At 70.4% G+C, this 18,935-nt stretch carries 19 protein-coding genes; 7 read left to right on the forward strand and 12 right to left on the reverse strand.

All coding sequences use genetic code 11. From position 1 onward, the window contains the following. Positions 1-2: 2 nt before the first annotated feature. The 4 genes from IEZ10_RS30530 to IEZ10_RS30545 form a co-directional block, all read right to left on the reverse strand. Complete coding sequence (locus IEZ10_RS30530) at positions 3-677, reverse strand: ABC transporter ATP-binding protein (RefSeq protein ID WP_189249986.1); 675 nt, start codon at positions 675-677, stop codon at positions 3-5. Beyond that, positions 670-2,415, reverse strand: a complete 1,746-nt coding sequence (locus IEZ10_RS30535; RefSeq protein WP_229811805.1) for a peptidoglycan-binding protein — start codon at positions 2,413-2,415, stop codon at positions 670-672. The genes IEZ10_RS30530 and IEZ10_RS30535 overlap by 8 nt, the downstream gene beginning before the upstream one ends. After that, the gene (locus tag IEZ10_RS30540) at positions 2,415-3,200 is read right to left on the reverse strand and encodes a hypothetical protein (RefSeq protein WP_189249988.1); all 786 of its coding nucleotides are present in this window, start codon (positions 3,198-3,200) and stop codon (positions 2,415-2,417) included. The genes IEZ10_RS30535 and IEZ10_RS30540 overlap by 1 nt, the downstream gene beginning before the upstream one ends. A gap of 368 nt (positions 3,201-3,568) precedes the next feature. Then, positions 3,569-4,033, reverse strand: coding sequence for a MarR family winged helix-turn-helix transcriptional regulator (locus IEZ10_RS30545; protein WP_189249989.1), 465 nt, complete (start codon positions 4,031-4,033; stop codon positions 3,569-3,571). Between the two features lie 30 nt (positions 4,034-4,063). On the opposite strand from IEZ10_RS30545, the gene IEZ10_RS30550 reads away from it, so the two are divergent. Beyond that, the gene (locus tag IEZ10_RS30550) at positions 4,064-5,170 is read left to right on the forward strand and encodes a bifunctional NAD(P)H-dependent oxidoreductase/GNAT family N-acetyltransferase (protein ID WP_229811806.1); all 1,107 of its coding nucleotides are present in this window, start codon (positions 4,064-4,066) and stop codon (positions 5,168-5,170) included. A 94-nt stretch (positions 5,171-5,264) separates the two neighbouring features. Here IEZ10_RS30550 and IEZ10_RS30555 read toward each other — a convergent pair whose 3' ends face one another. After that, positions 5,265-5,840 carry a TetR/AcrR family transcriptional regulator gene (locus IEZ10_RS30555; RefSeq protein WP_189249990.1) on the reverse strand — a complete coding sequence of 192 codons (576 nt, stop codon included), beginning with the start codon at positions 5,838-5,840 and terminating at the stop codon, positions 5,265-5,267. Between the two features lie 142 nt (positions 5,841-5,982). On the opposite strand from IEZ10_RS30555, the gene IEZ10_RS30560 reads away from it, so the two are divergent. Further along, a complete protein-coding gene (locus IEZ10_RS30560; RefSeq protein ID WP_189249991.1) occupies positions 5,983-6,801 on the forward strand; it encodes an SDR family NAD(P)-dependent oxidoreductase in 819 nt (272 codons plus the stop codon). Further along, positions 6,798-7,709, forward strand: a complete 912-nt coding sequence (locus IEZ10_RS30565; RefSeq protein WP_229811807.1) for a DMT family transporter — start codon at positions 6,798-6,800, stop codon at positions 7,707-7,709. The genes IEZ10_RS30560 and IEZ10_RS30565 overlap by 4 nt, the downstream gene beginning before the upstream one ends. Positions 7,710-7,794: 85 nt before the next feature. Here the strand turns inward: IEZ10_RS30565 and IEZ10_RS30570 are convergent, their stop codons facing one another. Beyond that, a complete protein-coding gene (locus IEZ10_RS30570) occupies positions 7,795-8,217 on the reverse strand; it encodes a hypothetical protein (protein ID WP_229811808.1) in 423 nt (140 codons plus the stop codon). 255 nt (positions 8,218-8,472) lie between these two features. Here IEZ10_RS30570 and IEZ10_RS30575 point away from each other — a divergent pair, with 255 nt between their 5' ends. Further along, positions 8,473-8,934 (forward strand): DUF4279 domain-containing protein, encoded by a 462-nt coding sequence (locus tag IEZ10_RS30575; protein ID WP_189249993.1) that lies wholly within the window; start codon positions 8,473-8,475, stop codon positions 8,932-8,934. Between the two features lie 152 nt (positions 8,935-9,086). Here the strand turns inward: IEZ10_RS30575 and IEZ10_RS30580 are convergent, their stop codons facing one another. The 5 genes from IEZ10_RS30580 to IEZ10_RS30600 all read right to left on the reverse strand — a co-directional run bounded on the left by IEZ10_RS30580 (position 9,087) and on the right by IEZ10_RS30600 (position 15,502). Further along, complete coding sequence (locus tag IEZ10_RS30580; protein WP_229811809.1) at positions 9,087-10,370, reverse strand: sensor histidine kinase; 1,284 nt, start codon at positions 10,368-10,370, stop codon at positions 9,087-9,089. Positions 10,371-10,393: 23 nt separating this feature from the next. Continuing rightward, complete coding sequence (locus IEZ10_RS30585; RefSeq protein ID WP_189249994.1) at positions 10,394-11,098, reverse strand: response regulator; 705 nt, start codon at positions 11,096-11,098, stop codon at positions 10,394-10,396. Continuing rightward, positions 11,070-12,299 carry a glycosyltransferase gene (locus IEZ10_RS30590; protein ID WP_189249995.1) on the reverse strand — a complete coding sequence of 410 codons (1,230 nt, stop codon included), beginning with the start codon at positions 12,297-12,299 and terminating at the stop codon, positions 11,070-11,072. The genes IEZ10_RS30585 and IEZ10_RS30590 overlap by 29 nt, the downstream gene beginning before the upstream one ends. Before the next feature lie 871 nt (positions 12,300-13,170). Continuing rightward, positions 13,171-13,830 (reverse strand): DUF998 domain-containing protein, encoded by a 660-nt coding sequence (locus IEZ10_RS30595; protein ID WP_189249996.1) that lies wholly within the window; start codon positions 13,828-13,830, stop codon positions 13,171-13,173. Between the two features lie 175 nt (positions 13,831-14,005). After that, positions 14,006-15,502, reverse strand: coding sequence for an FAD-dependent oxidoreductase (locus tag IEZ10_RS30600; RefSeq protein WP_189249997.1), 1,497 nt, complete (start codon positions 15,500-15,502; stop codon positions 14,006-14,008). A 501-nt stretch (positions 15,503-16,003) separates the two neighbouring features. Here IEZ10_RS30600 and IEZ10_RS30605 point away from each other — a divergent pair. After that, positions 16,004-16,492, forward strand: a complete 489-nt coding sequence (locus IEZ10_RS30605; protein WP_189249998.1) for a MarR family winged helix-turn-helix transcriptional regulator — start codon at positions 16,004-16,006, stop codon at positions 16,490-16,492. Positions 16,493-17,048: 556 nt separating this feature from the next. Here IEZ10_RS30605 and IEZ10_RS30610 read toward each other — a convergent pair. After that, positions 17,049-17,807 (reverse strand): hypothetical protein, encoded by a 759-nt coding sequence (locus IEZ10_RS30610; protein WP_189249999.1) that lies wholly within the window; start codon positions 17,805-17,807, stop codon positions 17,049-17,051. 322 nt (positions 17,808-18,129) lie between these two features. Here IEZ10_RS30610 and IEZ10_RS30615 point away from each other — a divergent pair, with 322 nt between their 5' ends. Both IEZ10_RS30615 and IEZ10_RS30620 read left to right on the forward strand, forming a co-directional pair. Beyond that, on the forward strand, positions 18,130-18,525 hold the full coding sequence (locus tag IEZ10_RS30615; RefSeq protein WP_229811810.1) for an ankyrin repeat domain-containing protein: 396 nt from the start codon (positions 18,130-18,132) through the stop codon (positions 18,523-18,525). A gap of 11 nt (positions 18,526-18,536) precedes the next feature. Beyond that, positions 18,537-18,848: a barstar family protein gene (locus IEZ10_RS30620; RefSeq protein WP_189250000.1), complete on the forward strand. Its 312-nt coding sequence runs from the start codon at positions 18,537-18,539 to the stop codon at positions 18,846-18,848. Positions 18,849-18,935: the final 87 nt, after the last annotated feature.

Consider the following 18,935-nt stretch of genomic DNA (forward strand, 5'->3'; position numbering starts at 1 on the left):
ATCTACTCCTCGGCCAAGGTGCCGTCGGTGATGCGCACTCGGCGCGCGGCGCGCTCGCTCACCTCGTTCTCGTGGGTGATGACCACGATGGTCATGCCCTGGGCGCGCAGTTCGCCGAACAGGTCGAGCACGGCGTGGGTGTTCCTGCTGTCGAGGTTGCCGGTGGGCTCGTCGCACAGCAGCAGCGCGGGCTCGCCCATCAGGGCGCGGGCGATGGCGGCGCGCTGCCGCTCGCCGCCGGACATCCTGCCGGGCAGGAACTCCACCCGGTGTGACAGCCGTACCCGCTCCAGGGCCCGCAGCGCTCGCTCGCGCCGCCCCTTGCGCGACCCCCTGCCGTAGACCTCGGCCAGCATCACGTTCTCCAGCACGCTGCGGTGGGGCAGCAGGTGGAAGGACTGGAAGACGAAGCCGATACGGCTGCCGCGCACCGTGGTCCGCGCGCTGTCCTTCAGCATGGTGGTCTCGATGCCGTCGAGCCGGTAGCTGCCGCTGGTCGGCCGGTCGAGCAGGCCGAGCATGTTGAGCAGGGTGGACTTGCCGGACCCTGAGGGGCCGACTATGGCGACATAGTCCGATCTCTCGACTCTCAGGTTGACGGCGGAGAGCGCTCTGACGGGGGGATCGGTGGGGAACTCCTTGGTCAGGTCGTCGAGGAGGATGACCGGCTCAGGCACTGTTGATCACCACCATGTCGCCCGGCTTGAGGTCGCCGGTCACCTCCACGGCTCCGTCGGCGGACAGGCCGGTGCGTACCTCGACCTCCTTCGTCTGGTCGGGCGCGGTCTCCACCTGCACCCGCGCTTTGCCGTCCGCGGCGGTGACGACCGCCGCGGCGGGGACCACGAGCACCTCCTGGTCGGTGGCTCCGATGGTGACGCGAACCGTGACGGGCGCGCCGGCGAGCTTCTTGAGGCCCTTCATCGAGGCAGGAGTGATCGTCACCGGCACGGCGCCCTTCGCGTCGCGCCCGCCGAGGGAGGTCACCGTGCCGGTGACGATCTTTCCGGCCTCGGTTTCGATGCTCGCGTTCAGACCCGGTTTCAGCCGCTCGGCCTCAGCCACGTCCACCGAACCCGAGACCACGAAGGTGGAGCTGGTCACCGTGGCGATCGACGTGTCCACCAGCTCGCCCGCCCTGACGGTCGACCTGTGCAGCCGGGCGGGCAGCCTGGGCAGGAAGACGACCTCTCCCGGCGGGACGATGGTGCCGTAGGTACGGGAGAACTCGGCCAGCAGCGCCCGCGCCGCGGCCAGGTCACTTTGGGCGTTGGCCACCTTCAGCTTGACGGGCGAGAGCTGCCTGGCCTGCCTGAGCGCCTGCTCGGCGGTGACGACGGCCTCGCGAGCCACCCGGACGTTCTTCGTCAGCTCGGTCAGCCGCCCGGCCCGCGCGGTCTCGGCCTCTTCCAGTACGCGCTCCAGGGCCGACCTGGCGGCGGCCAGATCGGCTCTGGCGTTGATGACCCGGAGTTCGAGCAGACGGGTGTCGGCAGGCGGCCCGGCCGTGGCACCCGCGGTGGGCTCTGTGGTGGGGCCGGGGCCGAGGGTGTGCGCGGGGGCCGGCGTCGCGGTGGGCGTCACGGTGGGCGTCACGGTGGCCTGGGCGAGCTCCTGCCGAGCCGCCAGCAGCTTCTCCTCGGCCGCCCGTACGGCGCTCTCGGCGGCCTCGACCTCGGCCTCGTCCTCGGTGGTGTGGTCCTGTGCCCGCGCGCTCCTCAGCGCCTGTTCGGCCTCCCTCAGATCCTGCCGGGCGTTGGCGAGCCTGACTTTCAGCGGGAGCACGTCCTTGCCCTGGTCGAGGGCCTTACGCTCGGTCGCGAGCACTTCCTGCGCGGTCCGCACGGCCCGGCGCAGGTCGTCGTGCCTCTGCCGCAGTTCCAAGGTGGGTTGCTGCGCCTCATAGCCCTTCTCGGCGTAGAAGCGGGAAACCGCGGCGGCGGTCGCCTGGTCGAACACGCCGGTCACGGGTGCGCGGTGGCCGAGCCTGCGCAGCGCCTTCTGCAACTGCCGGACATCGGCCCCCTTGGCGCCGAAGACGATGCTGCGGTGCATCGGCACCGTGCCGGAGAAGACGAACACCGGGCGCCCGTTCACCTCCATCATCACCGCGCCCTCCGCGAGGGTGCCCCGCCGGGGAGCACGGGTGGCGCGCTGAGCGGTTTCGCTGCCGCCCACCACCCCGGCCAGCGACACCGGATACGGCGAGCCGTACTCCAGCGTGCCGCTGACCACGACGGTGGCGACCAGTTCGCGCCGCTCGACCGCGACGGTGACCAGCGACGGTTCGGGCGGCTTGCGCGCCGCCGCCTCGTCGGCCGGGGAGCGCAGCAGGGTGCCCACCCCCCAGCCGGTTCCCGCGACCACCAGGATCACGGCCAGCACGAGCAGCAGCTTGCCACGAGGGGTACGCATCACTGCTCTTGGAACCCGTACTTCACCCTGGCCTCGTTGGTGAGCCGCTTTTGCAGGGGGATGAAGGCGGCGTAGAAGTCCTTGCCGCACTCCAGGTCGACCAGCGCCGACCTGATCTCCTTGGCGAGGTACGGCCGGGCCGCCTCCGCCGTGACGGTGCCCGCCTTGCCGAGCCGGTCGGCCTGCCGGCCCCACACATCCATGCCGCGGGCGCTCAGCGCGAGCGGCTTCGCGGAGGTCACCCGCTCGCCTTCGGACTTCAGGCACTCGGCGAAGGGCGCGGCGAGCTCCAGGAGTTCGGAGTCGCCGTCGAGCTCCTTGTCGATGTTCTCGATCTCCGTGCTCATCTGGTCCTGATAGTCGGCGACCGAGGTGACCTTCAGGCCGTTCACCTGCCGGAGGGCGGTCACCCGGCACTCGTTCAGGGTCTTGAGGTAGGCGTCCCGTTCGGCGCCGGAGAGGCTGTCGATCGTCGCCTGGTTGGCGTCCGGCGCCCGCGTCCCCGGCGGCTTCGGATAGACGATGGCGGAGAAGACGCCGAAGCCGTTCTTGCTGCGGTCCGCCTTCATCGCCGCGTAGTCGGCGGGGTTCGCATCGGACTGCTTGGGCCGGCTGACCGAGGGGGTGTAGGAGAAACCCTTCTGCTTCATGCAGGTGGCGATGACGTTCTCCCGCTCGCGGGCCTTGTCCATCGAGGCGTTCCCACCGCCGGCCACGGGAACGGCGTTCGCACCGCACCCGGTCAGCACCGCGAGACCGAGCAGACAGCGCACCAGCACACGCATGGAGTACTCCTTCACCGTGACATGGGGAACCACGCCGCCCCTCGCGGCGCCGTGGCCACCTTGGCGGCCGTTTTCCTCCACTCGGTGTTGGCCGGGTATCCATACGCGCTCACCCGTGTATCCGCCGGGTATCAACGCCCGTTGCCGCGATCTCCGAGAAGACGTGCGCTCACCTGTCCGGCCCCGGTGGCCGATTCGATCAGGCGGCTGTTTCGATCAGGCGGCGAGTTCGAGTCGAGCGGGGTGGCCGGCGCGGGTCCGGTCCAGCGCGGTCGTGCGCCTGCCGTCTCAGGCCGGCCGGAGACGCCGCTTCGGCCGTCGCCGTGTGAGGCCGGTGCGCTGATGCGGCTCGGTTTCTCCGGTGATGCTCATGCGGGTTCTTCCAGCTTGCGGGCGATGTTCTCCAGGGCGGACAGGTCTGCGGGCGAGAGCCGGTCGATGACGTGGCGGCGGACCGATTCCAGGTGGATCGGGGCGGCGTCCTCGAGCGTTTCCAGGCCGTCCTCGGTGAGGACGAGATAACAGCCCCGGCCGTCGTCCGGGTCGGGTTCGCGCCGCACGAGACCGCGGGCCTCCATGCGGCTGGCGTGCCGCGACAGGCGGCTGCGCGACCAACCCATCTTGGCGGCCTGCTCGCGCAGCGTGCTGGCGCGGCCCGGGCGCTCGGAGAGCGTGCTGAGCACCTCGTAGTCGGGGTCGGACAGGCCGATCGCGGCCAGGTCGTGCGCGGTGCGCGACTGGATCGCGATCATCATCCGGCGCAGGGCGCGCCAGGCGCGTTCCTCGTCCGCGTCGAGCCAGCGCACCGCCTCAGAGGACCATTTCTTTGACATGTAAACAAGTTACCAGTTATGTTCGTTTCCATGTCAACGAAATCTGTGCGAGTCCTTGTCCTCGTGTGCAGCACCCGTCCCGGCGCTCTCGGCCCGGCGGTGGGCCGGTGGCTGATCGACGCGATCGCGCCACGGGCCGCGGAACTGGGCGTGGATCTCCTGCCGGTGACCCTCGGTGACCTCGCCCTGCCGTTCCTCGACGAGGAGGACGAGCCGGCCTCCGGCGTTCACCGGCACGAGCACACCAAGCGGTGGAGCGCGATGGTGGACGCGGCGGACGGCTTCATCGCGGTCACCCCCGAGTACAACTACGGCATGCCGGCGACGTTCAAGAACGCCCTCGACTACCTGGGCCGGGAATGGGCGTGGAAGCCGATGGGGTTCGTCAGCTACGGCAACACCTCGGCGGGCACCCGGTCGGTCCAGCACGCCAAGCAGGTGGTGACCACGCTGCGGCTGGTGCCGCTGGGTGCCACGGTCGCCCTGCGCATCGCCGACACGGTGGACAACGGGCGGCTCCGCCCGGACGCCGGCCGTGACAAGACCGCCATCGGGGTCCTGGACGAACTCGTCCGCCTCGCCCACGCCCTGCGGCCGATGCGCGAGCGAACCCGTTCGGGTTCGGGGGCGGTACCGCTGCCGGGGTCGTACGTGAGAGCGCTGACCCCGGACGACGCTCCAGAGGTTCTGGTGCTCCAGCGTTGCTGCTGGGTGGAGGAGGCACTGGCCAACGACACCCTGGCCATCCCCGCCCTGGAGGAGTCGCTGGAGCAGGTGCGCGCATGGCTGGCCACCTGGCAGGCCACGGGCCTGTGGCGGGACGGCCGGCTCCTGGGCATGGTGCGCACGCGCCGCGTGGAGGACGACTGGCACGTGGGCCGCCTCGGCGTCGTTCCCGATCTGCGCGGCCGGGGCGTGGGGCGCTGGCTGCTGCGCGAGGCCGAAGCCGCGGCCGACGCCGGCTGCCGCCGCATCGTGCTGTCCACCGGCGCCCGGAGCCGGCGCAACATCAGCCTTTACCGCGCCCAGGGTTACCGCGCGGAGTCGTCCGACGACGCGACGGCCTTCCTCACCAAGCCCGTGTCCGCGAATGCCGCCGTCGGGATTCCCGACGGAGAGCCGGCAGGGGCGGAATGACGGGACCGCTGCCCCCAGGCGAACCCCGCCAGGGCCGCGTTCGGCCACGTCGTCGCTGAGCCGACGTGGAACGTCCGGTGCCGCGGCCCTCGGCTCAGGCGCGTGGACCGGCGCCGTGCAGCAGGGTGTCGATGATGCGGGCGGCGAGGGCGTCCGGGTCGGCGCCGTCCGCGTCGCCGTGCAGGGACTCCCGGATGAGCGCGTAGTAGACCCGGCGCACCCAGTCGAGGTCGGCTGCTTCGTCGATGAGCTTGTCGGCTTGGGCCCGCTTCAGCACGGTGATGCAGCGGCCGGCGATGTCCCGCTGGAGGACGGCGGCCTCGCTGTCCGGGTCTGCCGGCAGCTCCAAGGCGAACGCCCAGGCGCTTTTGACCTGGAGCACGTTGGCTGTGATCCGGTGCATCGCCACCAGCGGCGGCGCGGTGTCCGGCCTGCCGTCCTCGACCGCCTGGGCGAGCTGGCGGGCCGCGGACGACGCCAGTGCCTCGATCAGCGCCTGCCGATTGGCGAACCGCCGGTGAATCGTCGTGCGGGCCACTCCCGCGGCTGCGGCGATCTGCTCCATGGAGGCACCGGGCTCTTCGACGAGCAGCCGCTCGGCCGCCTCCAGGATCGCGCGCACGCTGCGCTCCGCGTCCGCCCGCAACGATCGTGCCGCCGTCTCACCCATCACGCCTCCCCGCCAGACCACTCATCCAGAAACACAGTACATCCTTGATGCGCCCTAATCCTTATCTGAATCATACCTGTTGCAATTCGAGGAGTTGCTGATACATTCTCCCCTCAGTTGCTGTCGACCGAAGGAGAAACCCGTGCACAGCACCGCCCTCATCACCGGAGCGTCGTCCGGCCTCGGCGCGGAGTTCGCCGCCCAGCTCGCCGCCCACGGACACGATGTGATCCTGGTGGCGCGCTCCGGCGACCGGCTCGCCGCCCTCGCCGAGCGTCTGATCGCCGAGCACGGCGTGCGCGCTCACGTGCTGGTCCAGGACCTCGCCGAACCGGACGCGGCCCGCCGTATCGCCGACCAACTGACCGCCCGCGGTCTGAACGTCGACCTGCTGGTCAACAACGCCGGCTTCGGTACCTGCGGCCGCTTCGAGGAGATACCCGGGGCCCGCGACCACGACCAGCTGATGGTCAATGTCGTCGCACTCGTCGACCTCACCCATGAGCTGCTGCCCGGCATGCTGGAGCGCGGCCGCGGCTCGGTCGTCAACGTCGCTTCCAACGCCGCCTTCCAGCCTTCCCCGTACTTCGCCGTCTACGGCGCGGCCAAGACCTTCGTGCTCAACTTCGGCCTCGCCCTGCGTCAGGAGTACCGCCGGCGCGGCATCCGCGTGCTCACCCTGTGCCCTGGCCCGGTCGAGACCGCCTTCTTCGACACCATCGGCACCCGCCGGGCGGCTGTCACCGGCTCCATGACCACCCCGGAGCCCGTCGTACGCGCCGCGCTGCGCGCGCTGGAGCGCGACCGCGGCTATGTCGCCCCCGGACTCGGCAACGCCCTGGCCGCACATCTGACGCCCCGCCGCCCCAGAACCCTGGTCGCCGCCATCGCCGAACGCATCACCCGCAAGGTCCTGGCCGCCCCGGCTGCCACCTCGGCGTTGCCGGAGCACGCCGCATGAGGCCCTTCGCCGCCCCCGTCGGCGCGGCCTCGGCGATGCTGCTCGTCGGCACCTCGACCGCGGTCTCCGCCACCATCGCCGACTACCCGGTCTTCACCGGGCAGGCCCTGCGTTACGCGCTCGCCGCGGCGATCCTGCTCGCCGTCGTAGGCCGCCGGCGCCTGCCCCGCGTCCGCCTGACCTCACGTGACATCCTGCTTCTGATCGCGCTGGCCGCCACCGGCCTGGCCGGGTTCAACCTCTTCCTCGTCGAAGCCACCCGGCATGCCGGCCCCGCCATGATCGGTACCGTGGTCGGAGCCGTCCCCCTCGTGCTCGCCCTCGTCGGGCCGCTGATGGAACGCCGACGCCCCGCCCCCCGCGCCGTCGGCGCCGCGATCGTGGTGGCGCTCGGCGCGGCCGTCGCCGCCGGCCTCGGCTCGGGCAGCCTGACGGGCCTTCTGCTGTCCCTGGGTGCACTCGCCGGCGAGGTGGCCTTCTCCCTGCTCGCCATCCCGCTCCTGCCCAAACTCGGCCCCCTGAGGGTCGCCGCCTATCCCGCCGCTCTGTCCGTACCCATGCTGCTGGCCGCGGGCCTCGCCCTGGACGGTACGACCTCTCTGCGACTGCCCACACTCAGCCAGGCGGCCGCCTTCGGCTACCTCGGCGCGATCGTCACCGCGGCCGCCTTCTTCCTCTGGTACGACGCGCTGCGCCGCCTCGGCGCCGACCGCGCGGGCCTCTTCGCCGGTCTCGTACCGGTAGGCGCGCTGCTCACCACCGTCGCACTCGGTCTCGGTCAGGCAGGCCCCGCCGACGTCACCGGCGCCCTGCTCGTCGCGGCGGGCGTCGTCATCGGCCTGCGACAGCCCAGCCGCGACAGCCTGGGAGCACACCATCTCCAAGCGGGTGTCCCCGAGCCGGCCTGACCAGTGTTCTACCGCACCCGCCCCCAGGCCCTGGCCCGCCTCCAGCCTCATCATCAACCGGAGCAGTACCTGCTTAACGAGGGATCTACGGCTTTCGGCCGACTGAGCGGATGCGGGCCGGTTCGAGGCTTCGGGTATGGAGCCGGATGGCGAGGCATTCGCGGTGGGCGACGATGGCGGTGCTGCCGGGGCCGTCGGCGCTGCGGACGTCCAGGGTCACGCCGTCGCCTCCCGGGCTCAGAACGACTGGCGTGTCGCAGAAGTCGCACCCCCATTGGAAGCATTCCAGGTCTTGGCTGCGCAGGCTCAACCGCGCCCAGGCGGGCGAGGTGTAGCGGCGGAGCTGCTGGACGACGGCGTCGACCTCGGCACCGACCGGGGGGTACTCCTCGGGAAGGGCGCGGGGGTTTCCCGATGGGCTGTCGATCACGGCGGCGTCCACGGACGCGCCGATGCCCTCATGACCAGGGATCACCACGCTGACGCCCCACGGTTGATGGGCGGTCACCCGGGCCCGGACCGTTTGCCCGGGGACAAGGCCGGCCCCCGCGGCATCGAATCGACGCATCCGGTCATTCTCCTGCGTGGAACGGCCTTGGCCGGACCGTCGATCGCCCCGAGCCTCTTACGGAGATCAGCCATCGCCAGGCGATCGTCAGGGCGGGATGAGTGCGCCACCACCACGAAGGCATGGCAGTCGGGCGCCTGATCTCTCCGGGTCGTTCAGGTGAGTCGGAGGTTCTCGGCTGTTTAGAGTCCTCCCATGGAAGTCGATCAGTACGTGTACTTCGCTCTCAAGAGCGAACGCATGTCTGCGGAGGAGATGGCCACGCGACTGGGACTTGAGGCGGATGAGGTCACGATTCGAGCCGGTAAGAGGCTTGAGCCCCCTCGCCCGGCGGTGCACATCTGGCAGATCAACGTTCCCGGATCGAGCCTGCCCGTTGACGACATGATCGCAGCTTTGGTTGACCGATTGGAGCCGTACGCCCCAGCGATCGGAGCGCTCGCCGACGAACTGGATCGGCATGAGCCTGGACACACCGCCGTCCTACAGGTGGTTCGCTTCTTCGGTGACGATGACGAGAACTCCGAGGAAGAGCGAACAACAGAAGCTTCACCTCGACCTCGGCCACTGGGCTGGCACCTTGACCGCCGTGTCCTCGACTTCTTGCAGACCACTCGGGCGGAACTCGACGTTGACGAATACGGGGACACTCTCTGATCGTCGATCAGTGCCGCTCTGGCCATGTGCCTGCCCATGGCCTGGCCGAATGGTTTCACCGGCGGCGCGTCGCCGGTGGCGGCGAGTCTCGCTGGGTACGGCGGGTGCATGGTGCGGCCACGGCCCGGGGCGCCGCCGGCCGGGACCGGCCCTCAGGCCGCACGCCCGGCCGGCAGGCGGACGATGAAGGTCGCCCCTAGACCCGGACCCCGCGAGGCGGCCGTGATGTTGCCGCCATGGGCGCGGACGATGCCGCGGGCGATGGTCAGGCCGATGCCGCTGCCACCCGCGGGGGCCGGGCGTTCCGGGTGCTGGACGCGTTCGAAACGGGTGAAGATCCGGGTGAGGTCGTGGGCGGCGATGCCGATGCCGGTGTCCTGGACGCGGATCTCGACCTGCGGCTCCGGGTCGTGGGTGGCGTTCACGCTCACCGCCACCCGGCCGCCGGGATCGCAGGCGGCCAGGGCGTTGCCCAGGAGGTTGACCAGCACCTGGGTGATGCGGCCCGCGTCGAGCAGAGCCATGACCGGTGGACCCGGGATCGTGCCGAGCGTGATCCCGCCGTCGTCGAACTGGGGCCGCAGCCGTTCGGCGGTGCTCACCGCCAGCGCGGTCACGTCGGTGGGCGTGTGGTGCAGGACGAACGCGCCCTCCTCGGCGCGGGAGAGGTTGGACAGGTCGTCCGCGAGGCGCCGCAGCCGGTTGAGGTCGTCGGCGAGGGAGGCGAACATGAGGTCGTCGGGGGCGAAGATGCCGTCGGCCATTCCCTCGATCTGACCGCTGAGGATGGTGAGGGGGGTGCGCATCTCGTGGGCGATCTCCGAGACGAGGCGGGCGCGGCGGCGCTCCATGTCGGCGAGCGCCGCCGCCAGCCGGTTGACGTCCTCGACCAGGGCGGCCAGCCCCGGCTCGCGGGGGACGTCGAGGACGTCGTCGTAGTGCCCTTCCGTGAGGCGGTGGGTCGCGGTGCTGACCTGGCGCAGCGGCCGCAGCAGGAACCGGGAGAACCCCAAGGACAACACGAGCGCCGTGACCAGGCCGACGGTCAGCGCGGGCCAGACCAGTTCGATGCCGACCTTCTCCTGGATGCCCCGGGCGAGCAGCTCGACCACCGCCGATTCGAGGCTGGAGAATCTCCTGCGGAGTTCGCCGTAGTCGTCGAAGCCGGCCAAGGCGTCGGCGGCGATGTTCACCGCCATGAGCGTCACGGCCAGCACCGCCACATGGGACAACGCCAGGCGGACGGTCAACGGCAGCGGCGGCGGCAATCGCCACAACGCCACGACCGGCTTCGCCGCGCGGGACGACACCCGGCGGACGAGCGGTGGCAGCCGCCACCACAGTGCCGTGACCGCCATCGCCGCGCGGGACCGCACCACGCGCACGGCCGACGTCAGCGTCCGTGCCGCGCCGCCGACCGGGACACGCGTCGCCACGGTCCGCACGGCTCCCCGGCGGTTCATCCGGCGGGCCGGGCGAGGAAACGGTAGCCGATGGCCCGCACCGTGCCCACGAAGCGGGGCGCGTTCGCGTCGTCGCCGAGCGCGCGCCGCAGCGTGCGGATGTGGACGTCCACCACGCGTTCGTCGCCGAAGAAGTCGCGGCCCCATACGTGATCGATCAGCCCCCGGCGGGTGAACACCCGGCCCGGCGCGCGGGCCAGGACCACCAGCAGGTCGAAGTCGAGCGCGGACAACTCCACCGTACGGCCGGCCTCGGCGACGACGGTCCGCGCGTCGGGATCGATGACCAGCCCCTCGAAACGCAGGGTGCGGTCCTCCGGCGCCGGGTCCGGGCCGTCCGCCCGGCGCAGGATGGCCCGCGCCCGCAGGGCGAGCTCCCGGGCGCTGAACGGCTTGGTGACGTAGTCGTCACTGCCCGCCGTGAAGCCGATGACCCGGTCCACCTCCTCCGTTCGCGCCGTCAGCAGGATCACCGGCACCTGACTCGTGACACGGATCCGGCGCAGCACCTCGAACCCGTCGAGCCCGGGCAGCATCACGTCGAGTACCACCAGATCGGGCTGTTCGCGGGCGACCGAGGCGAGGCCCGACGGCCCGTCCGGGGCCTCCAGGACCTCGAAGCCGTCCGCCTCCAGATAGCCGCGTACCGTCATACGAATCTTGGGCTCGTCGTCAACGACCAGAATGCGCTGGGTGCTCATGCCTGCCCCCGTCCCGGGCGATCCGGAAGTGCCGGGGCGTTTCGGCCGCTTCCTGGTAGAGGGTCTCGAAGGTGTCCAGGGTGTCCGCGATGTCATGCCGGGCGACGGTCTCGCGGCCGGCGTCGCCCATGCGCGTCCGGGTCACGGGGTCGCCCAGCACCGAGCCGAGGGCCGCGGCCAGCGCCGGAACGTCGCCGGGCGGGAAGAGCAGTCCGTTGACTCCCGGGCGCACCAGGTGGGGCAGGGCCATGGCGTCGGCGGCGACGACGGGCTTTCCGGCGGCCATGGCCTCCATGGTGGCGAGGCTCTGCAGCTCAGCCGTACCGGGCATGCAGAACACGTCGCAGCGGGCGTAGGCGTCCAAGACCTCCTGGTCGTCGACGAGGCCGTGGAAGACGACGCTGTCGGCGACGCCGAGCGCGCGGGCGAGATCCTCCAGTTCGCCGCGGCGGGAGCCGTCGCCCACGATCTCGGCCGTGACCGGAAGCCGCTCGGGGAGCAGCGGCAGGGCGCGCAGGAGGACGTCCACGTTCTTCTCCGCGTCCAACCGGCCCACGAACAGCACGCGCGGTCCGTCGTCCGCTCTCCTCGCCGGAGACTGCGCGAAGCGGCGCAGATCCAGCCCGCAGGACACCGGCAGGATCGTACCGTCCAGGCCCTGCTCGCACAGCAGCCGTACGGCGCGGGGGGTGGGCGCGGTGACGATCCGGGCGCGGCGGAAGACCCGGAGGAGGTCACGCCAGGCCAGCCGGCCGATCGCGGTGGCGAGCCGGCCGGGCAGCGGGGCGTAGCCGATGAGGTTCTCCGGCATGAAGTGGTTGGTCGCCAGCACTGGCACGCCCGTGCGCCGCGCGATGGCGGTCAGCGTCCTGCCTACGCCGAAATGGGACTGTACGTGAACCACGTCGGGTGCGATGCGGTCCAGCAACCGGGCGGCCGCTCCGCGGATCCGCCAGGGCACGCAGACGCGGAAGCTGGGATGGAACGGGGTGCCGTAAGAGGCGAGACGGTGGACCGTCGGACCGCCGCGCATGACGCGCTCGGATACGGCGTCCTGGGCGGCGGGGCAGATGACGTGGACATCGTGACCACGCTCGGTGAGCCCGACGGCCAGGCGGTGCGCGAAGTTCGCCGCGCCGTTGACGTCGGGAGGATAGGTGTCCGCGCCGATGACGATGCGCTGGGTGTGGCCGCCGGGCATGTGATGCTCCTGTCGTGAAAGGCGCCGCAGGAAGGAGGTTTTTGGGTGGAGTCGGGGCCGGTGGGGATGTCGCGGGAGAGGCGGACGACCCCGCCGATCGCAAGGGCGGCGAAGACCAGTCCCAGACCGGCGATCGGCCAGGTCAGGCCGGGTGCCTCACCGAGTACGCCGATGCCGATGGAGACGGCGACCAGCGGGTCCGTGACGGTGAGGTTCGCCACCGTGCCCTCGGGCGGCCCGTCGGCGTGGGCGCGCTGCACGAGCCAGAAGCCCGCGAGGACCGCCGCCGCGAGACCGATGAGGATGCCGAGCAGTTCCACGTCGGCGCCGTGCGCCGCGTACCGCTCCGTGGCGGCCCGCACGAGCGTGGAGGTGCAGCCGTAGGCGGCGCCCCCGCCCACGCCCAGTACCAGGAACCTCGCCCGGCCGTTGAGCAGGCGGGTGGCGAACCGGCAGCCGGCCACCACGGCGGAGACCGCCGCACCGACCGTGAGCAGCGCTCCCGTGGTGATCGGGACGGGCACGGTGTTCAGCGCGGCGAGCACCGCGAACGCCACCGTCCCGACGAGGATCGCCGCCAGCGCCCACCCGGTACTCCGGCGCAGCCGGTCGCTGCGCGCCCGCAGCCCCAGCAGCACGCCCACCACGATCCCGATCACGCCCGCCGGTTCGACCACAGTCACCGGGGCCAGCCGCAGCGCGATGACCTGGAACACCGCCCCGGTCGCCAGCAGCGCCAGACCGGCCAGCCAGCGGGGCCGCCGCGCCGCCGCCACCAGGGACGGCGCGTCCCCCGAGACACTGTGCTGCAGCCAGGTCCCGGCCGTGAAGCAGCACGCGTTCAGCAGCGCCAGGCCGATGGCGATCCAGGTCACCGTTCCTCCCGGCTCGCCTGCACCGCCTCGGCCAGTTGGAACAGCAGGCTCAGCTCCAGGGTCAGGGCCGCCCGCTCGGCCAGGCCCAGCCAGCCGCCGATCGCCCGCACGGCTGGGGTGGGCCGGGCGGCCGTGGCGGACACGTGCGTGGCCAGGAAGGCAAGGCCGCCGGCGGCGCTCGCCCAGGAGATGCGGCGCAGGGGCCGCGCCTTCCTCTCCCAGCCGGGCATGCCCTGCAGCCGCCGGGCGATCAGGAGCCCGACGGCCGGGAGCGTCGCGATCGCGCCGCCCGCCGCGTATCGGTGCGTCAGCCCGCGGGCCGTGGGGACGCCGCCCTGCGGATCGGTCCGGAAGATCCCGGTGAGCGCCATGCCGCCGCACCACACGCCCAGCAGCGCGGTCGCCGGCGCTCCGATCGGCAGCCGGGACCGCACGAGCCCGGCGAGCAGCGCCGCCGAACCCGCCGAGAGGCTGGCCACGGTCCCGGCGAAGACCGCGGCGGCGTTCTTGCTCAGCGCGTAGTCGCTGACCGTGTGCCGCACGGTGTCCACCTGCTTCGCCCATCCGATGTGCAGGGCGGTGGCGCCGACCAGCGACCCGGCCAGCCCGGCATGGGCCGCGACCACGAGTTTTCGCGTGAGGTGAGAGCTGTCCATGACCGGTAGGAAACCGGTGTGCCGTGTGGCCCGTACGAGCGAGATCGTGAAGCTTCCGTGAAGCACCCGGGTCGTTCCGGCGCCGGGATCCGCGACCACCGCTCGGTGTCCGCGTCGCCCGAACCGGCGACCCCGCCGTCTGGGCGCGGACCTGTCGTGCTCGAATGGAGACGCGTCACCGCACGGGACGGACGCCGACGCCGTCGAGGTAGGACTCGATCGCGCCGAGTTCGGCGGTGCCGACCACGGCCGCGACGTATCCGTCCGGCCGGATGAGCGCCCACTGCCCGGGCGACAGCCCGTACGCGCTCTGGACGTGGCCTCCGGTGTCGAGGATGTCGCCGCCGATGACGTGGATGCGCAGGCCTCTGCGCGGTTCCGGGACCGGGGCGTCGCCGGGCTCGTAGCCGAGCAGGGTCCAGTGCGGTCCCTGGAACAGGCTGAACAACCGCGTGGCGAGCCCGCCCGCGCCGGTGACGGGAGCGTCGGGCGCGCGGTCGCCGGACGCCACGCCCTTGTAGGGCTCCAGGCCGGTCAGCGACAGGGACGAGTCCGGGTAGCCGACATCGAGCTGGGTCACCTCGCGGCCCCGGCGCATGTCGCGGTTCTTGGCCGCTTCGAGCAGCTTCTTGGACAGGCCGAGGACCGCCTCGGCGACCGGTCGGCGCTCCTCCTCGTAGGTCGCCAGCAGCGACTCCGGCGCGCCGTCGAGCACGGCGGCGAGCTTCCAGCCAAGGTTGTAGGCGTCCTGGATACTCGTGTTCAGGCCCTGCCCGCCGGTCGGCGGATGGCAGTGCGCGGCGTCCCCGGCCAGGAGCACGCGCCCACGCCGGTAGGCGTCGGCCAGCCTGGCCTGCATCGTGAACACCGATGCCCAGGACACCTCGCGGATCACGATGTCGTCCTGGCCGCCGCGCTCATGGAGCAGGGCGGTGAGCCCTTCGGCCGAGAGGTCGACGTCCACGTCGAGGGGGACCGGGGCCATGTACTGGAACATGTCGGTGCCGTGGAGCGGGCACAGCGAGACGCTCCGCTCGGGCTTCTCGTTGCCCCAGCGGTGCCAGACGCGCGACGAGGCGCCGTCGACCCGCACGTCGGCCACGAGCGCCCGCACGTTGAGGGACTTCCCGGGGAACTCGATGCCGAGGGCCTTGCGGACGAAGCTCGATCCGCCGTCGGCGCCGACCAGGTAGGCGGCTCGCACGGTCCGCTCCCCGTCGGGGGCGGCGATCCGCGCGGTCACGCCGTCGTCGTCCTGATCGAAGCCGACGAGTTCGCAGCCGTACTCCGGGGCGTGGCCGAGTTCGGTCAGCCGCTCCCGCAGCCGACGCTCGGTGAGGAACTGCGGAACGAGCAGCGGGATCTGGTACGGCTCGGCAGGCGTCGGCTCCGGCAGGATCCCGGCGTGCTTGTCGACCGGTCCGTCGTGGGTGTAGGTGCGCATGGGAGGGTACTCGCCCCCCGAGGCGACGATCCGGTCGACCACGCCGAGGTCCTCGAACACCTCCTCGGTGCGCGGCTGGATGCCCTTGCCGCGTGAGCCGATGAACGGGTGCGGCGCCTTGTCGATCAACCGGAACGCGACGTTCCCGCGGGCGAGATCGATGGCGAGGGTCAATCCCGCCGCGCCGGAACCACAGATGATCACATCAAGCTCTTCGTTGCGTGCCACGGTTCACCTCTCCGTCGGTGACGGTCGGCCGGGCAGCCCATCCCGCCCGGTCCGACGTTATGTGTATTTAGCACGGAGTATGTTCCGCATTCGAAGCGGCCGTCAAGTCTTCTCCATGGCCGACACATCGCCCCGACGGCTTCCCGGCTATCGAGCAGAGCAGTTTGAACTGGCCTTTTATGGCCCTCCTCGCGTGGGAGAAATTCTGATCCAGGTGTCGCGACCGCACTGTCCCAGTGGTGGAAAATTATGTGTACTATGAGCGCATGTCCACGGATGTGATCGTCGTGACCATCCGTTCCCACGCCGGGCATGAGGAGACCGATCACCCATCACGGGAACGGCCCGGCCTCCGCCACGCCTCGCCACCCGCATCCGCGTCCCCGCCATGCGAAGGCGGCGTCTCCGCCGGGCACCGCAGGCCTACCGGAGGCTGCCGGTATCCTCGCCTTGGCACCTCCCCGTCCGTCCGCAAGGGCACGTAAGGCATCGGTGGCGAGCATGGTTTCCCAACACCGCCGGCACATCGCGTTCCGGCGCCTGCATGAATCGCTCGTCGACCTGATCGCGCTCATGAACCTGCCGCAACGCGACGAGACCCTCATGGCCGAAGCGGGCATCGATCTCGACCGCGCGTTGTTCAAACTGATCGTCGGAATCCGGCGGTTCGGGCCGATCGGCGTGGTCGAACTCGCCGAACGGGCAGGACGCGACCACACCACCGTCAGCCGGCAGGTGGCCAAACTCGCCGAGCTCGGCTTGATCGAGCGGCGTCCGAACCCGGCGGACCGACGGGTCAAGGAAGCCGTGATCACCAGTGCGGGCCGTCGCATCACGGACGCGCTCGAGGCGGCCCGGCAGAGGCTCGTCGACTCCGCGTTCGCCGAATGGAGCGACCGGGACCTCGTTCAGTTCGAGCAACTGATGCGCAGGTGCGTCGACGACATGCTCGCCATGTCCGCGGCCGACAAAGAAGAGGGCGGCCAGTAGTGCCGCTCAGCGCTGAACAGCATCACCTGGCAGGCCTCTGATCAGCTCCTTCGCCCGGACACCGTCTTGCGCTGGCACCGTGACCTGATGAGACGGCGTCATACCCGTACCTGCCGGCCGAAGCGGCCGGGGTGCCCGCCCACGGTCCGCTCTCGGCCGTGCGCTCGATGATCCGCGCCACCTGCAATCCCCGCGTCTCGGTGGCCGCAGCGTGGCGCGGCTCGCTCGCACGGCTCATGGAGATGATCGGGAATCGACCGCGGCGTGGTGGAACGCGGGAACACCGGGGAGCATGATGTAGGAAAAAGTCCGGCCCGATCACGATGGCGTCATCGAGAATCGGGCCGTTGACCTGCTGAAACACCGGGTAGGGCGCCTGGGACTCGAACCCAGAACCTACGGATTAAAAGTGGATCGCCCTTGCATGGGCCGAGGACGCGTTGACCCGCATGTGATCGCTAAATCTCCTTCGACTGCGGTGAAGTCATTCCGTGTATGTTCCGGATCTTGCTCTGTATGACGACCAAGAGGGGGCCGGTCTGTGGCGGGTTCTGATTCAGTAGCGGTAGCCGGGCCAGTGAGGGTCCTCCCAGCGGGCGGGGCCGGTAAGTCCGAGCAGTCGTATCCGGTGGAGCAACTCCACGGGAGCGTTCGCGGCACGGAGTCGGGCAGGGGCATGACGGATCAGCCAGGCCGTCAACTCGGTACACATCTCTTCCTCGTTGTCCCAGCTCTCCCACGGGAGTTGGTCTCCCAGCAAGTCGTATTCCCAGCGCGTCACCGCTTCGACCAGGTGGCGGTCGGCCACGGCGCACGTCTGCGCCTCCCAGACGTGCAGCCATGGGCTGATTGTGGCGGAGGCTTCGGCGCACAGAGCGAGGATCTCGTGTGCAGGCACTGCGGGATCCGAGTCGAGGAGAGTGTGGGCCCACCAGGCGTTCAGGAATTCCCGCACCGCTGCGGCCTGCTCGGCAGGCCACTGCTGCCACTGTCCGCGAGCGAATGAACGTCCGACCTCCTCCATGCCGAAGAGAGGCTCGACGAGGCCGCCGACGAGGGCTCCCGACAACTGAGGCAGAATGCGGCGTAGCACCGACGCGTGATCGTCCCAGTCGCCGGCCCGCCAAGTGCGATGCAGGAGATCAAGGTCCAGCTCCGCGTCCGGCTCCTTCAATCGTGCGAGCTCCTCCGCGCTGCCCCAGTGGCACTCACAGTTGCGCTCGTCGGGGTGGGCGGTCATACCACGAAAGGTGACGGCCATATGGTTCAACGCGGCGTCGAGACGGAATCGTGCGGGCGTCTGGTCGAAGTTCATCGTGGGCGTTCGCCTTCAAAGACTCCGGAAGGTCGCGCCGTCCGAAGGTTGTCACCTTAGTGGAATCCATGAGAGACGGAAACGGCGTTGTCAGCTTGGGAATTGCATGGATCACGGCTCGCACGGGCACTGACCTGGGCGTGGAACCGGTCATGAGTAACCGCGGTTGCCCCCTCGCCACCCTGCTTAATGGCCCGCTAATGGCCCGGCGGCCAGGCGCAGGACCTGCGGTGTATGCGATGCGCGCACTCCCACTTTGTTCTGCAGGGAAGGGCTAGTCGATTCTGTCCCAATGCAGAGACCTTCTGGTTTGATCACTGTCATGGAACATAAGGCGACACCCCACGAGCCGATGACTCCGGCACATTTCGCGGTGGAGCACGGCGACCTGAGGGAACTGATCCGATTGCTCGACGCCGGTGCCGACCCGAATGAGGTGTGGTCCGACATGACCCTGCTCGTGCATGCGATCGATGTGGAGGCGGACGGAGCAAACCAGACCGGAGAGCCACTGGACGCTGCATGCACCGCTGTGCTCTTGGCCTACGGGGCCGATCCCGAACGCCCGGGCCCCGATGGAACAATCCCGCGACTCTTCGCCTTCCACTACGGTCATGGGCTGGCGGTCCGGTTGCTTGAGGCCCACATCGCTCGCCGTCACGGCGGCACCATGCCGAACCCCTGCCCGGAGCTTCCTCCAGCAGAACCCCGTATGTGAAGGGCGGCAGGATGCGCGTGGTCGTTGATGGCCGGCAGGTCAGGTCGGAAGCTGATTTCCACCGGATACTGGCGGGGCCGCTGGACTTTGGTCCCTACTACGGGCACAACCTCGCCGCGCTTTGGGACAGGTTGAGCACCGACGTAGAACGGCCGGTGGAGCTGGTGTGGACCCATTGGGAGGAAAGCAGGGCGAACCTGGGGACCGAGGTCTTCGACAAGATCTGCAGGATTCTGACGTGCGTTCAGGAACAGGACGCGGAATGGAACTGGCGCGAGCGCTTCACCTTCGAATTGCGCGGCGCGCACACTCCGCCTGCCTGATCACCCCGTTTGCCGTCGACCCGCCCGAAGGGGAAGCGGGCCAAGGCCGCCGGGTCCAGGTGGAGCGCCCAACTGGACGAACGACCT

Source organism: Streptosporangium pseudovulgare (assembly GCF_014648055.1).
Classification (GTDB): Bacteria; Actinomycetota; Actinomycetes; order Streptosporangiales; family Streptosporangiaceae; genus Streptosporangium; species Streptosporangium pseudovulgare.

Excerpts from the sequence above, each read along its gene's own strand:
- IEZ10_RS30535 (WP_229811805.1), bottom strand. The coding sequence starts at position 2,415 with ATGCGTACCCCTCGTGGCAAGCTGCTGCTCGTGCTGGCCGTGATCCTG.
- IEZ10_RS30540 (WP_189249988.1), bottom strand. The coding sequence starts at position 3,200 with ATGCGTGTGCTGGTGCGCTGTCTGCTCGGTCTCGCGGTGCTGACCGGG.
- IEZ10_RS30545 (WP_189249989.1), bottom strand. The coding sequence starts at position 4,033 with ATGTCAAAGAAATGGTCCTCTGAGGCGGTGCGCTGGCTCGACGCGGAC.
- IEZ10_RS30550 (WP_229811806.1), top strand. The coding sequence starts at position 4,064 with ATGTCAACGAAATCTGTGCGAGTCCTTGTCCTCGTGTGCAGCACCCGT.
- IEZ10_RS30555 (WP_189249990.1), bottom strand. The coding sequence starts at position 5,840 with ATGGGTGAGACGGCGGCACGATCGTTGCGGGCGGACGCGGAGCGCAGC.
- IEZ10_RS30565 (WP_229811807.1), top strand. The coding sequence starts at position 6,798 with ATGAGGCCCTTCGCCGCCCCCGTCGGCGCGGCCTCGGCGATGCTGCTC.
- IEZ10_RS30575 (WP_189249993.1), top strand. The coding sequence starts at position 8,473 with ATGGAAGTCGATCAGTACGTGTACTTCGCTCTCAAGAGCGAACGCATG.
- IEZ10_RS30585 (WP_189249994.1), bottom strand. The coding sequence starts at position 11,098 with ATGAGCACCCAGCGCATTCTGGTCGTTGACGACGAGCCCAAGATTCGT.
- IEZ10_RS30590 (WP_189249995.1), bottom strand. The coding sequence starts at position 12,299 with ATGCCCGGCGGCCACACCCAGCGCATCGTCATCGGCGCGGACACCTAT.
- IEZ10_RS30595 (WP_189249996.1), bottom strand. The coding sequence starts at position 13,830 with ATGGACAGCTCTCACCTCACGCGAAAACTCGTGGTCGCGGCCCATGCC.
- IEZ10_RS30605 (WP_189249998.1), top strand. The coding sequence starts at position 16,004 with ATGGTTTCCCAACACCGCCGGCACATCGCGTTCCGGCGCCTGCATGAA.
- IEZ10_RS30610 (WP_189249999.1), bottom strand. The coding sequence starts at position 17,807 with ATGAACTTCGACCAGACGCCCGCACGATTCCGTCTCGACGCCGCGTTG.
- IEZ10_RS30615 (WP_229811810.1), top strand. The coding sequence starts at position 18,130 with ATGGAACATAAGGCGACACCCCACGAGCCGATGACTCCGGCACATTTC.
- IEZ10_RS30620 (WP_189250000.1), top strand. The coding sequence starts at position 18,537 with ATGCGCGTGGTCGTTGATGGCCGGCAGGTCAGGTCGGAAGCTGATTTC.